Below are 15795 nucleotides of genomic sequence, written 5' to 3'. Positions count from 1 at the left end.
ATTCTATTTTGGTTAATCCTATTCTTAAATTTTTCTTTTTTTGGATGGCTTATTTGAGGTAAACCCATCCAGAGGTCTTTTTAGATCCGTCTCCTAAATCAAGAATATAGAAATAGGTACCCTCAGGAAGCGTTTTGGCAGAGCCGTCTGCTTTTCCATCCCAAGTATTTTTATAGCCTTTTTGGTAGTAAACCAAATTACCCCAGCGGTTAAAGATCTCCAGCTGATTATTTGGATACCTTTCGATACAGTCAATATAGAAGAAATCGTTCTGGCCGTCGTCATTTGGTGAAAACTCATTGTAAATTTTCAGACAGTTTGGCGAAACGGTCGCACTATCCTGATTGTTTGCCGAATTGGTATCGATCTGATCCAGTTTTGTTAAATGTGCTGTGTTCAGATAATCATTAAAATCAACCACTTTAACCGTTATGGTTAAGGTCTGCAGAGTTCCTGCATTAATAGAAGGAATGCTCCAAATACCAGTTTTAGCATCATAAGATCCTGAACTCATAGTTGAACTTACAAATGAATATCCTTTTGGCAGCGCATCTTGAACTTCAACATTTGTGGCTGTTATGCTACCTCGATTTTCTGCTGTAATGGTAAAGGTTACCTGAGAGTCCATTGGAACATCGGTTTTATCTACTTCCTTGTTGATGGCTATATCTGTTGCAGGGACATTGATAAATTCAGAATCTTCATCATCTTCGCTTTGATCTCCGTTATCGTTATTTGGAGTAGAATCCGGATCAAATTGATTGCTGGCAGTTACCTGAGCAATATTCACATAATCTGTACTTTCCAATCCAAGCGGATTAACAACAGTGGCTTGGTAGGTTAATGTAATGCCTCCTACAGGAACAGCGAGATTAACCCATTTTATTTTATTGTTGCTGAAAATTCCGCCATTGTTGATATTAGAAATGTTTTTGAGACCGAGAGGAATTATATCTTCAACGGCAACTCCAGTCGCTACACTTGGCCCATCATTATTAAGCTGAATCGTGTATGTTACAACTTCGTTTACATTTGCATTTTTATTGCTCACAGTTTTTTCAAGACTTAAATCTGCCTGAGAGATTTTGATTGTCAGACTGTCGTAATCGTCTTCTGTTGTAACTCCATTGTTTGGTGTTGAATCAGGGTCGGGAAGGTTGCTGGCGATCACTTCGGTAATGTTTGTGTATTCGCCCGCTGCACCCGTCGGTTTATTTACGGTAGTGTAAATATCCAGTGACTGATCGGTTCCATTTGGAATATTGCCCACATTCCAAACACCTGTAATATAGTTATATAAACCGCTTGTCGGACTGCTGGTTTGATAGGCAAATCCTGGTGGAAGCAAGTCTTTTACGCTTACGCCAGATGCATCTCCAGGCCCGTCGTTGGTTACTGTGACCGTAAATATAACGGTTGACCCCACATCATATACTGCGTTTTGATTTAGTGCAGTTTTATTGATAGACAAATCTGCCATTACAATTACAGGCGTAACCGAAATACTGTCATAATCATCTTCAGTTGTAATACCGTTGCCAGGGGTACTATTAGGATCAGATTGGTCAGCGGTCATAATTTCTGCAATATTCAGATATTCGTCTGGTGTTCCAGTTGGGTTTTTTACTGTAGCTGTTACAATTAAAGTATGGCTATTTCCCGGAAGTATAATTCCCGGTGACCATATTCCTGTTATTGGACTATAGCTTCCTGATGTTGAATTGTAAAAAACATACGTATAACCCGATGGAAGAATATCTTTTATAGTAACGCCGGTCGCAATGCTTGGACCAGAATTTCTTACAGTTACCGAGAATGATATTCGTTGGCCTACAGCAGGAGTGAGTTCGTTGTTTACAACTTCTTTTATTAGCGAAAGATCTGTTAGTGCCGCTACTGGAATTATAAAAGCAGAATTCATATCATCTTCTCCTTCAACCTGATTGTTTGGAGTCGAGTCAGGATCCAATTCATTTGAGGCATAGACTTCAGCAATATTTCGATAATTTCCTGTCGAGTTAACTATTGCAGATATTAATAAAGATTCTGAGCTTCCGTTTGGTATTGTGCCGATATTCCAAATTCCGCTTGTTTCAACGTATTGACCTTTTGTTGCGCTATAGACTAAGTACTGGTATCCGCTTGGGAGCTGATCTATTACTTTAACGCCTGTTGCGTCTTGCGGTCCGCTGTTTGTTACTGTTACCTCAAAAGTGATGGTTGCACCAAATATTGGATGAATATTACCGCCGACAATTGTTTTTGTAAGAGATAAGTCAGCCATATGAACTGTAGGAACGGTTCCAATTTCGGCATAATCATTTTCGGTAGTAACGCCATTTCCAGGCGTTGAATTCGGATCTGGCAGCGCGCTTGCTGTTACTTCGGCAGTATTCAAATAATTTCCTGTCGAATTTACAACAGCAGTTATTCGCAATACTTGTGAATCTCCGTTGATTAATGAACCGATAACCCATTTACCTGTTGCAGCATTATAAGTTCCTTTTGTAGAGCTGTAGTTAGCAAATGTGTATCCAGAAGGAAGCAAATCGGTAACTTCGACTCCTGTTGTGTTTTGAGGCCCGTTATTAGTCACAATTAGCTCAAAAATAACAGAAGAACCTATTAATGGTGTTGCATTATTAACGGTTTTAGTTAAAGATAAATCTGCTGCTTGTGCATTTGGAGTAACCGTTGCGGTAGCATAATCGTCTTCTGTTGTAACTCCGTTGTTTGGCGTTGAATCAGGATCAGGAAGAGCACTGGAAGTAACCTCGGCCACATTTACATAATTTCCTGTTGGGTTTACTATCGCTAAAAGTTGCAAAGTTTCTGATTTTCCATTAATCAAATTGCCGACTGTCCATACGCCACTAGTAGGATTGTAAGTTCCTGTAGAAATGGTAAAATTAGAATAAGTATAACCACTTGGCAATAAATCTGTAACGGTAACTCCAGAGGTATCCTGAGGACCATTATTAGTTACAATTATTTCAAAAGTGACTAGAGAGCCAACTAGCGGGTTATTATTATTTACTGTTTTGGTCAATGATAAATCTGCAGTTTGAGCTATAGGTGTTGTAGTGGCCTCAGCATAATCATCTTCTGTTGTAACGCCATTGTTAGGAGTAGAATCAGGATCAGGCTGGCTGCTTGCCGTAATTTCTGCACTATTAGTATAGTTTCCTGTGGCATTTACCAAAGCAGTTATTTGCAATGTATAAGAATCTGAAACAGGCATATTGCCAACTGTCCAAATACCTGTAGATGGATTGTAATTTCCTGTTGTTGCGCTGTACGATACGTATGTGTAGCCTGAAGGCAGCAAGTCTGTGACAGCAACTCCATTTGCTTCTTGCGGCCCAGAATTGGTCACTTCAATACTGAAGGTTACCTGTGCGCCCACAAGCGGAGTAGCATTACTTACCGTTTTGGTTAGAGATAAATCTGCTGATGTTGGAATAGGTGCTGTTGTAGCTTCTGCATAATCGTCTTCTGTTGTGATTCCGTTGTTTGGCGTTGAATCAGGATCAGGAAGATTGGCTGCGGTTACTTCGGCTGTGTTTAAATAAATGCCGCTAGGATTAACTCGCGCAACAATCTGAAGCGTTTCAGAATCGCCAGTCACTAAATTGCCCACATTCCATATTCCTGTTGCGGTATCGTAAGTTCCGGTAGAAACCGTAAATCCAGTGAACGTATAACCAGACGGAAGCACATCTGTTACCTGAATGCCAAAATTATCCTGAGGCCCATTATTGGTAACCACAATCTGGAAGGTAACAATAGAGCCGACTAATGGTGTCGGATTATTGACTGTTTTGGTTAATGACAAATCTGAAGATTGCGGAATAGGAGTGGTTGTTGCCGTTCCGTAATCGTCTTCAGTCGGTATGCCATTATTTGGTGTCGAATCTGGATCAGGAGTGTCGCTATTAGTTACTTCGGCAATATTAGTATAATCTCCTGTTGGATTTACTATGGCATTGATTTGCAATGTTTCAGATTCACTGCTTTCTAATATATCCAATGTCCATAAACCAGTTGCGCTATCATAGGTTCCGCTAGTAGCATTAAAACTGCTGAAAGTATAACCAGAAGGCAATAAGTCGGTTACCTGAACTTGAGCTGCGTCTTGCGGACCGCTGTTTGTTGTAATAATGCTGAAAGTCACTGTAGAGCCAACTAGAGGAGTAGCATTGCTAACCGTTTTTGTCAATGATAAGTCTGCGGATGGAGGTATAGGTGTTACAATAGCATTATCTTCATCATCCTCGCTTTGATCGCCATCGTCATTATTTGGCGTACTGTCAGGATCGGGCAAATCACTAGCGGTAACTTGCGCAATGTTAAGATAATCGCCCGTAGGCAATACTTTAACATCCAAAATAAGAGATTCAGAAACGCCAGAATCAACCGTACCCACATTCCATATACCTGTTGCACTGTTATATAAGCCAGCAGAAGAACTATAGTTTACATATTGATAGCCTGAAGGAAGCAAATCGGTTACCTGTACTCCAGTTGCGTTGTTCGGGCCGTCATTCTTAATAATAAGTTCAAAAGAAATCTGGCTGCCCACTACCGGGGTCGTATTTCCAGCCACCACGTTTTTAACTAAAGACAAATCAGCAGATGGACCAATAAAAATAACTTCAGCATCATCTTGATCGTCTTCAGTAGGAACATTATTATTTGGGACGCTATCAGGGTCTGGCAAATCGCTAGTGGTTATTTGCGCTGTGTTGACATAACTTCCTAACGGATTGACAAATGCATTAAAAGTTAAATCTATATTCGAATTGGTAGGCAGAGAAAGATCCTTCCATTCCAAAGTAGCGCTTGCTACCTGATAGGTGCCGCCGTTTGAAACAGAGCCGGGTATTAAAGTATAGCCTACAGGAATAATATCTTTTACAGTTACTCCAGTTGCATTTCCAGGGCCTAAGTTGGTCACATTTATAGTAAAAGTAACTTGTTCTCCGGCCGCGGCAGAAGTAGGAGTGACAGATTTCGTAAGTTCTAAATCTGCTGATTTTAAAGAAACTGATACTGTGGAGATATCATCTTCTGGCAATCCATTTCCAGGAGTACTATCTGGATCGAGCTGATCTGCGGTCTGTATTTCTGCCGTATTAAAGTAATCGTTCATTGATGTCACAACATTTACTTTAGCGGTAATCTGCAAAGAAAGTGTATTTCCATTGTTCAAGTTGCCCACATTCCAGATTCCTGTAAGATTATTATACTTTCCTGCTCCATTGTCACTCACGTAGGTGTATCCAGGAGGCAGTTTATCGGAAACTGTTATTCCAGTTGCATTATTTGGCCCGCTATTAGTTACTGAAATGGTAAAAATCACATTGTCATTTATGCTAACTGTAGTCGGAGAAACCGTTTTTATAAGTGATAAGTCGGCTACATCAAGAACTACTGTGGCACTGTCTTGGTCATCTTCGGAAGGGTCTTGGTTGTTAGGCGTACTATCCGGGTCAAATTGATCTGAGGCAATCACCTCTGCAGTATTTACATAAGATCCTCCTGAAGGCAGAATAGTAGCTTTAAAAGATAAATTTAAAATACTGCCACTTGGAATAGTTAAACCGCTCCAAGTAATGGTGTTGTCTCCAACATTGTAAATTCCTGCTGAAGTGACAGATCCCGCTACAAGTGCAAACCCAAGCGGAATATAATCGCGTACGGCAACATTGGTAGCCGTAACCGTTCCGCCTTGAGCGTTGTTATTAAAAACATTAATATTGAAAGTGACTACGTCGCCAGCGCTTCCTGTAGTTGGTGTTACTGTTTTGGTTAATTCTAAATCAGCAACAGCTAATATTCTAAGAGTCATTGTGTCTGATGAAACAGCACAATTTCCGTTTGTTACATTCCATTGAAGCGTATAAAGGCCAGGGATGGTTCCAGTTACGGCTGTTGTTGGGCTAGAAGGATCAGTAAAGCCTATTGTGCTAGGGCCTGCAGTCTGTGTCCAGCTTCCGGTGCCGACTGTTGGAGCAACAGCGTTCATGCTGATAGGTGAAAACTGAGGAACAATCTGATCTGGTCCTGCATCGGCAGTCGAAGGATTGGCATATATCGTTACTAGAACAGAATCTTCAGAGAAACATCCGTTTGAGTTAGTTGTGGTAACAGTCCATTTAAATTCATAAGTTCCTGGTATTAGTCCTAGCATTAAAGAATTTTCATTGTTCGGCGATGCGATACCGGCTGTATTCGGACCAGAAACCTGCGTCCATGTACCTAAACCAGATGTTACTGCTGCAGCATTCATGGTAGCGCTGCCAGGATCGCATAGTTCTTGATCGGGACCAGCATCTGCTATAGATGGTGGCACATCGTTAAAAGTTATTTCTACCTGATCTGAAGTAGGCTGGCAAAGAGAAGGATTCGTAAACGGACCATTAGTTACGGTCCATGTTAAGATGTAGGTGCCCAAAACATCAATATTCGATAAGGTAGTTTCAGGACTGTTCGGATTGTCAATAACAGCATTTCCTCCGGGAGGCTGGGAGAAAAATGTCCAAGTACCTATACCAACTGCTGGAGGAACCGCTGCGGTTTTATAAGTAGTTTGGCAGGCAACAGTATCATCAGGCCCCGCATCGGCAGCACTTGGAGGTGCATTCATCTCAATTCGGACAATATCGGAAAGAGTTCGGCAATTATTGCTTTTGAATACCCATTCAAGAATGTAAAGTCCAGGAACGGTTAGGTTTGAAACTGTTGTCAGTGGTGCCGATGGGGTATCGATAACTGCTACGCTTCCTTGCGGCTGATAGACAAATCGCCATTCAAACGTAGTAACATCTGGAGGAGGGACATTTCCGCTCATTGTGGCAACACCGCCAACATCACTGATACACAAAGTTTGGTCTGGCCCTGCATTTGGATCAATGCTCGCACCGCTGAAAATGGTAATATTTACAGAATCTGAAGTTGCTGTACAAGTCGCACCGTTTGGAAATGTAGTGGTGCTGGTGGTAAATGTAAAAACATAATCATTTCCGGGAACCACAGTCGCATTGGCAATGTAGCTATTTGATGGTGACTGTGTAATGATTACATCTGCAGGATTTCCAGTTGTACTGGTCAGTGACCATGTTCCAGTTGAGTTTTCATTGGCCATAAGCTGTACGCTGGTAACATCGCAATAGGTTTGGTCTGGTCCTGCATTTGCGGCTGGATCAACTACAACAACCACATCATCAAAACTGCCCGGACATAAAAAAATGCTTTTTGCAGTTATTGTCCATCTAAATGTATAGGTGCCCGCTATAAGACCATTAATTGCCGTATTCGGTTTAGAAGGATCTACAATTAAAGGCTGATTAGGAGAACCTGTAAGTACAGACCATTGGCCTGATTCGAAAAAGCTGTCATAGGAGCTACCAGCCATAACTGCGGTAGTGTTGTTGCAAATGTTCTGATCTGGACCTGCCGCAGCTGGATGAGGCGGAAGCCCGATGGTAAGATTGATATCGTCAAATGCCTCGCCGCAGATGCCGGCATCAACCGTCCATCTGAATATATAATAACCGCTATAGTTAAAGGTAAAAACAGCATTTGGGTCATGAATGTCGCTAATGGTATAATTTCCAACACCAGAAATCCTAGTCCATGTACCTGTTGTTCCAGCGCTTTTTATTGCTGCCATAGTTACGGTACTGCCGCAAATTTCTTGATCTGGACCCGCATCTGCAATTGGCGGAGTTTCAGCAACTGTTACAGAAACACTGCTTTCGCTAGGAAGGCAGGTTCTCAATATTGAAATAATTGACCATGTAAAAATATAGGTTCCGTTTCCGGGAACGGTCACCATTGTATTTGGATCATTTACGTCTGTAAAAACAACTCCAGCAGATGGTTGTACGCTCCAAGTACCAGAATCGGTAAGCGCTGGCGTGTTTCCGCTAAGATTAAAAGTTGTTGTGCCTGAAGAATAACAGGCATCTGGTCCTGCATCTGATGTTGTAGGCGCATTATTGTTATTGGTTATAATAGTTACGTTATCAGAAACTGCTCCTCCGCAAGAAGGTCCGGGATGCGAATAAGCAACTGTCCATTGCAATTCATAGGTAGAAGAAGGTGTCAGAAAACCAGAAGCAATAGCATTTGGATCATTTACATCTGAAAAAGTAATGATATCTGGACCTGAAATTTGGCTCCAAGTACCAAATTCTCCACGAGGGGCTTGAACAGCCGCAAGGGGCACTTGCGAACCAGCACACGTTACTTGATCAGCTCCTGCATCGACATTGCCTATTGAACTGTCTGAAACATAAACAGTAACTGTTGCTACCGAAAAACCGCAGGTAGCACCACCGCCTTTTGTAATGTACTGAAAAACATATGTACCCGAAATAAGATTAGTGACAGGCGTATCTACCGCAAAATTATCCGCAATTGTAGCTGTATTGGGACCGCTCAGCTGGCTCCAAAAATGCAAGCCGTCATCTGTGCTTACGCCAGAAAGAACAGTACTCGTGTCGCCGCAAGGCAGACTGACATCGGTTCCTGCATTAGATGGAGTAGGTTCGCCAGAAACCAGTATATTGAGAGTATCAAAGCCAAAATCACATTCAACAGCTAAGGCTCCACTTTGTTTTCTGATAAATTCAACAGTATATTCACCCGGGGCAGTAAGGGTTAAGGTAAGAGAATTTCCAACATCTGCTAAAGCAGTCGGAAAAGGCGCTAAAGGAGAGAGTGGAGGACCGCTTACAATACGGTATTGATTGGAGCCTGTTCCAGTTACCGTAAGCGGAATTGTAAATACAGTAGCATTACAGCTTCCAACAATATCCTTTCCATCATTTGCAACAATAGTCCTAGTTGGGCCATTATATTGCACGATGTAATCTTTGGTAAAAACACAGCCCGTATTATTATTTGTAAGGGTATAGCGAAAACGGTAAGGGTCTCCTCCCTGAAAAATATTGGTAACAAGTGTGGTAGGATTTGTCGGAGAAACAATTACAGCGCCAGTATCTCCCGAAACCTGCGACCAAGCAACAGTTTCACCTGCATACAAAGGTGTCTGCGCGACAAGAGTAACTTGATTTATAGTATTATCGCAAAAATATATATTTTCATCCCCGCCAGGAAGTTGTGTCACATCCTGAGTTGCAGGCGGTACAGTAATTACCACAGTATCATTTCCTGAGGCGCAAGGCCCCGTAACCGTCCATCTGAAAGTATAAGTTCCTTCAACCAGATTTGAAATGCCTGTATTGTAGGCATTTGAGTTGCTTATAGTTGGAGTATTTGGTCCGCTAACAAATGTCCATTGTCCATTTTGTCCGTTAAGTCCGCATCCGCCATAAGTTCCACTTAAGTTAGTAGACTGCGTAGTGGTATAGCAATTGCTTAAAGTCTGATCTGGCCCTGCCGAAACAGGTTCTACACCTCCATAATTGGTTACGGTTATTTGAGAAGTGGTTCGGCAACGCTGCCCAGGGGCATATTCTGGTCCTTCAATAACCCATTGAAGCGTTGTAACACCGCAGCTGGTTGTTGGCAATGTTATTGTTGAGGTAGCTAGATTTGGAAAATTGATGATAACTCCTGCATTGTTTGCGCCTACGATTTCCCAGTATCCTGTTTCTCCAGTATTTTGAGGAGTGTTTGCAATAATGGCTAATGTCCCATTATTATTAGGGCAGCTGGCAATATTGGCACCAGCATTGGCTATTGTTATGGGTTTTACATTAACCACTTTATCCTGATAGGATTGAATCCCATCGCTGCAAGTTGCGCTATATCTGAAAATATAAGTATTGCCTCCTGTATAGCCTGAAACTGTTGTGCTTACGCTAGTCGGCGAATCAATAGTTACTGCAGGTCCTGAAATTTGAGTCCATTTGACCGTGCCGATAATCGGTGTCGGATTATTTCCAGTCAAAACTAAGGCATCAGTTTCACAAATAGTGACATTCAGTACTCCGGCATTTACAGTACAGTTTTGCGCATTTATAGCGATAGAGGTTAAAAACAGCAGAATAAGGAGAGAAAGTTTTCTGTTAAAATTTTTAATCAGCATGAGAAGGTAAATCTGAACCATAAGCAATCAGGATATGAAAGACAGATTTAAAAACTGCCTTATATTAATAATTACAATGTTGCATTTAACTTGCAGTGAAGGTTTGTTAATTTAGACAGGGGGTATTTCAAAATTAGAAAAATAAAAGACTGATTTTTTGTTTTTTATGTTTCAGATTCTAAAATGAAACAACAAAAATGCAATTTTTACCAATAGGGTAGTTGTCTGTAAAAAACTTAAAAACAGTACTTTAAGGTGGTTTTATTTGCTTGGTGAAAGAAATGCACCTATTTTGTAAGCATTTTTTCTAAATAAAAGGATTTTTTAGCAGCGTGTAGACTTATTTTTTTGTTTTTAAGTTTTTTGCTGGCTTATGGCTTTGGTTTCAAGATTTACTTTTATGCTAGAGGTCCTTTATGATTGTCGGCAGCGATTTATCACTAAGGAAATGATCATGGCAACAGTTTCAAACCTAAACGTTTTTGACCTTAATTTTGCAGGATTTCTGTTTTCAAAAACTCAATGTGCCACGATTCAGTCATAGAGATTTTGAGCAGTTAAAAAAATATGAAAAACAATATAAAATAAAAAAGCCTGCAGATCCAAAGATTTGCAGGTTTTGTGGGGAGAGCAGGATTCGAACTATATCATGAAGTCCTGTCTAAACTATGTTTTATAAAATGTCTTTGTACAAAGTGCAATTATTCTGCATCCAAATTCAGATTTTATTATTTCAACATTAAATCATACACAAAATTTAAAAGATGTAACTGTTTGAATTATAGTAGTGGTGTGCTTTTTTGTGTCACAAATGCATTAAAAATATTGAATATTCTGATTAAGAAATTTAATTCTCTGATGTACAGCCCCGAAAGATACCAACTCCATAGTATATTTGATTTTAGTTTAAACTGAAAATTCGGTTTTTTGTGCTATTCCTAAATATTTTACGATTTCATTGCTAATGTTTTCAGCGGTAAAGCCGAATTTTTGATCTAAAACCGATGCTGGAGCTGAGTAGCCAAAATGATCTAATCCATATACAATTCCTCGAGAACCTGCTAAACTTTCAAGATTAATAGGAAGCCCTGCCGTTAAACCGAAAACCAATCCATCTTTAGGAATAATACTTTCTTGATATTCTTTTGGTTGAGATCTGAAAACGCCTTCAGAAATTATAGAAGCAACATTTATTTTTAATTGTTTTGTTTTTTCCAATTCAGAGGCTGCTTCTAAAAGAGTGGCAACCTCAGATCCGTTTCCGATCAAAGTAAGATCTGGATTTTGGTTTTCTTTAATTAGATATCCCCCTTTTTTAGCTTGTGATGCAGTTGCAAATTTTGGATCCTTGTACGGAAGATCTTGGATGTTTTGTCTTGAAAGGATTAATGCGGTAGGAGTTGTTTTATTTTCAACTGCCATTTGCCAAGCTACCGAAGTTTCAGTCGCATCGGCTGGACGCAGTGCCAAAAAGCTTTGACGGCCAGAATGGTTTTTAATTTTTTCTAAAAGCCTGATCTGAGCTTCTTGTTCAATTGGCTGATGTGTTGGTCCGTCTTCTCCAACTCTAAAAGAATCATGCGTCAATACATATTTTACAGGAAGTTCCTGAATTGCAGCAAGACGCATGGCTGGTTTCATATAATCAGAAAAAACAAAGAAAGTGGCTACAACAGGAATTACTCCGCCATGTAAAGCCATTCCGTTTGCAATTGCGGCCATTGTAAGTTCGGCAACACCAGCTTGAAGAAATGCTCCACTAAAGTCGCCTTTTTGCATTACTGAAGTCTTTTTCAAGAAACCGTCCGTTTTATCGCTGTTAGATAAATCTGCAGAAGAAACAATCATGTTTTCTACTTTTTCAGCCAAATAGCCTAAAACCTCCGCAGAAGCATCGCGTGTTGCTGCATTAGCTTTTTGAGTTATAGAACCGAAATCCATTTCAGGAAGTTCTCCGCTGAAAAACTGCTCTATCTTTTTAGCAGATTCAGGATTTTGTTTTTCCCAAGCCAAAATTTTTGATTTCCTTTCTGCAGCATCCTTAGTTTTTTGTTCTAAAACTTTTTTATAATGGCCTTCAACGCTGCTGTAAATGGCAAAAGAATCTTTTGGATCAGCGCCCAAGTTTTCAAGTGTTTTTATAAAGTCAGCTTTTGTTGCTCCAATAGGTTTGCCATGAAGTTCGCACTGTCCTTCGTATAGTGTTCCGTCAGAAGTAACGCAGCCTTTTCCCATAATTGTTCTTCCAATAATAAGCGTAGGTCTTTTTAATTCGGCATTTGCGGCGTTTAATGCGGAGCGTATTTGAGTATGATTGTGAGCGTCAATAGTGATGACCTTCCATCCCCAAGATTCATATTTTGCGGCCGTATTTTCACTCGTTACTTCGTCAGTCATAGAAGATAACTGCACATCATTAGAATCATAAAACATGATAAAATTGTTTAATCCTAAATGTCCTGCAATCCTTCCTGCTCCCTGCGAAATTTCTTCTTGAATACCTCCGTCTGTTATAAAACCATATATTTTGTGATCGAATAGATTATCGAATTTTTCAGATAGGAATTTAGCGGCAATGGCAGCTCCAACACCCATAACATGGCCTTGTCCCAATGGACCAGATGTGTTTTCAATACCTCTCTTTACATCAACTTCAGGATGGCCAGGCGTTACAGAACCCCATTGTCTGAAGTTTTCAAGATCTGTTTTTTCATAATTTCCCAAAAGATAGTACTGAGCGTACATTAAAGCGGATAAATGTCCAGCGTCCATAAAAAAGCGGTCTCTGTAAATCCAGTTCATTTCGGTTGGATCATATTTCAGATATTCAGAATATAAAATGTGCATAAAATCTGCTCCTCCCATTGATCCTCCAGGATGGCCAGAATTGGCTTTCTCAACCATTGATATTGCTAAAGCTCTAATATTATCTGCTGATAATTGGTCTATTGTCTTATTCATTTTTAGGTTTTTTAATAAATGCTAATGATATGCCTTTGACTAAAATTAAAATCCAAAGGCGCTAATGATTAATTATTGTTCTATTTCTAAAGTTTGAATTATACTATTGCTTTTTGTTTGATTTTTTTCATTAGGCTGTGAACCTCCAACTGCAATTTGAATTTTGCTTTCATATGGTTTTAAGGTTCCGTTCTCGGTTACATAAGAAAGGTCTTCTGGAGATAGAGTAAAATTGACCACAGTACTCTGACCAGGCTTTAAATTGAACCTTTCAAATCCTTTGAGGCTTTTTAAAGGAGATTTTATGGATGCATTGGGGGTAATTAAGTATAATTGCGCCACTTCTTCTCCTTCCATTTTTCCTGTATTAGTTACTTTAACAGAAATATTGGCTGGCTGACCCTTTTTTATTTTTGCAGGAGCTTTTACTCCGCTGTATTTAAATTCAGTATAGCTTAAACCATACCCAAATCCGTACAGAGGAGTGCCTTTAAAGTAACGATATGTTTTATTGTCCATTTTATAATCAACAAAAGAAGATAAATCAGAATCGTCTTTGTAAAAGGTAACTGGAAGTCTTCCTGCAGGATTGTAATCGCCAAAAATGACATCGGAAGAGGCCGTTCCAGCAGATTGTCCGCCATACCATATGTTTAGGATAGCTGGAATGTTTTCTGCTTCCCATGGCACAGCTATTGCGCTGCCGGTCATCATTAGAAAAACCACTGGTTTTCCAGAAGATTGAAGCGCTTTTAGAAGTTTTGTCTGTACTTCTGGAAGTAGGATGGAAGTACGGTCTCCACCATTAAATCCAGGCGCATCAACAGGCATTTCTTCTCCTTCAAGCTGAGGAGAAATGCCTCCTACATAAATAAAGGCATCTGCATTTTTATGACGCTCAATTAAATTCGTAAAATCTGTTTTTATAAAATTCCCTGTTTGCAGAGCCACTTCAGCTTTTCCTTCACCTTGCCAATATTCCAACACTAATTTATAAACTGAATCTTTTTTGGTTTGCAGTTTGTAGGTTTTTGCTCCCCATCTGTTTTTTTTCCAGGCATCTATAACTTCTTTACCGTCAACAATAAACCTATAACCGTCATCTGCGGCTACTTCAAAAGTAATAGAACCATCTTCATCTGCTTTAAAATTGGTAGTATAGCGTACCGAAAAATGATTTGCTTTGATGTTTTGGGTAATCATTTCTCCTTCCTGCCAGAAATTATTTATTTCAGATTCAGTTGTTGTAGTTTCAGGTTCGCCAGATAGTGCATTGTTACTAAAATATTCAGCTTTAAAGCCTTGTTTTCCTTCATAAGAATAACAGCTCTTTAGATCTTTGTAAACCAGTAATGTATCATTTGTAAAGGTGATGGCTTTTTCGTAAACCACTTCAGTTTCAGGGCTAACTTTCTCTTTAATGCCTTGTAATACTGTTGTTAGTTTTGATGGAGTTCCATTGTAATTTCCAAGTATTGAGATTGAATTATCTGCATTTGGACCTAAAACAACAATTTTTTTCAGTTTTTTGCTTAATGGAAGCGTATTTCTTTCGTTTTTAAGAAGTACTATAGATTGTCTGGCCATTTTAAGAGCATGATCCTTATGCTCATCTGATTCTAGAACTGAATTTGGAGTCTGTGCATATTTAACCATTGAAACAGGATCAAACATACCCAGTCTAAAACGGATCAAAAAAAGACGTTTTACAGAAGCATCAATCTGTTTTTCAGTAATTTGCCCGTTTTTAACAGCTTGAACAAGCGATTTATAAGCATCAGTTCCGCAGTCAATATCTGTTCCATGAAGTACTGCGTCGGCTGAAGCAGATGCAGCATCAGAATGTGTTTTATGATTTTTGAAAAAATCATCAATAGCCCAGCAGTCAGATGTGACATAACCAGTAAATTTCCATTCATTTCTTAGAATGTCATTCATTAGGATATCACTGGCGCAACAAGGCTGGGTTCTAAAGGCATTGTAAGCACACATAACTCCTGCGACTTTAGAGCTGGTGATTAATTTTTTAAAAGCAGGCAGATACGTGTCCCAAAGTTCATATGGAGTTACATCCACATCAAAAGTGTGGCGTAGAGATTCTGGCCCGCTGTGTACAGCATAATGTTTTGCACAGGCTGCAGCTTTAAGATATTTAGGATCATCTCCTTGAAGACCTTTGACAAATGCATCGCCTAAAATAGCTGTCAGATAAGGATCTTCTCCATAAGTTTCTTGTCCGCGTCCCCATCTAGGATCTCTAAAAATATTAATATTTGGGGTCCAGTAAGTAAGTCCTAAATAACGTTCGTTGGTTCGATTAAGTTCAACAGCTTTATTGTAAATGGCCCTGCCTTCTAGAGCTGAGTAATCAGCCATTTTGAAAAGTGAATTTTTATCAAAAGTAGCAGCCATTGCAATCGCCTGCGGGAAAACGGTTGTTTTAAAAGGAGTTCTAGCGACCCCATGAAGCGTTTCGTTCCACCAGTCATAAGCAGGAATTCCCAGTCGCGGTATAGCAGGCGCCGCATTTAGCATTTGTGCTACTTTTTCTTCTAATGTTAATTGCTCCACTAAGTTTTCTACTCGTTCTTCAAAAGTGAGATCAGTATTTTGAAAAGGAAATTTGGAATCTTTATTCTGTGCAGTGCACCAAAGAGAGATTAATATCAGGATCTGATATTTTATTTTTTTTGTTTTCATATAAATAAATTTTACTGATGTTGCGACTGATGAAGTGCTGTGTTTTTTATTTTAAAATAAATTGCAACCGATTG

At 39.7% G+C, this 15795-nt stretch carries 3 protein-coding genes; all 3 read right to left on the bottom strand.

Annotation, left to right across the window (positions count from 1 at the left end; genetic code table 11):
* Positions 1–49 precede the first annotated feature (49 nt).
* The 3 genes from N4T20_RS18535 to N4T20_RS18525 all read right to left on the bottom strand — a co-directional run bounded on the left by N4T20_RS18535 (position 50) and on the right by N4T20_RS18525 (position 15721).
* On the bottom strand, positions 50–10081 hold the full coding sequence (locus N4T20_RS18535) for a PKD domain-containing protein (protein WP_260670554.1): 10032 nt from the start codon (positions 10079–10081) through the stop codon (positions 50–52).
* 885 nt (positions 10082–10966) lie between these two features.
* Entirely contained in the window at positions 10967–13021 is a 2055-nt protein-coding gene (locus N4T20_RS18530; RefSeq protein ID WP_260670553.1) for a transketolase family protein, read from the bottom strand.
* Between the two features lie 72 nt (positions 13022–13093).
* Positions 13094–15721: a glycoside hydrolase family 3 C-terminal domain-containing protein gene (locus tag N4T20_RS18525; protein ID WP_260670552.1), complete on the bottom strand. Its 2628-nt coding sequence runs from the start codon at positions 15719–15721 to the stop codon at positions 13094–13096.
* Positions 15722–15795 lie beyond the last annotated feature (74 nt).

The organism is Flavobacterium sp. TR2, assembly GCF_025252405.1.
Classification (GTDB): Bacteria; Bacteroidota; Bacteroidia; order Flavobacteriales; family Flavobacteriaceae; genus Flavobacterium.
Note: the sequence above shows the minus strand (reverse complement) of the source record. Positions and strands in the feature narration are given on the sequence as shown.

Excerpts from the sequence above, each read along its gene's own strand:
- N4T20_RS18530 (WP_260670553.1), bottom strand. The coding sequence starts at position 13,021 with ATGAATAAGACAATAGACCAATTATCAGCAGATAATATTAGAGCTTTA.
- N4T20_RS18535 (WP_260670554.1), bottom strand. The coding sequence starts at position 10,081 with ATGGTTCAGATTTACCTTCTCATGCTGATTAAAAATTTTAACAGAAAA.
- N4T20_RS18525 (WP_260670552.1), bottom strand. The coding sequence starts at position 15,721 with ATGAAAACAAAAAAAATAAAATATCAGATCCTGATATTAATCTCTCTT.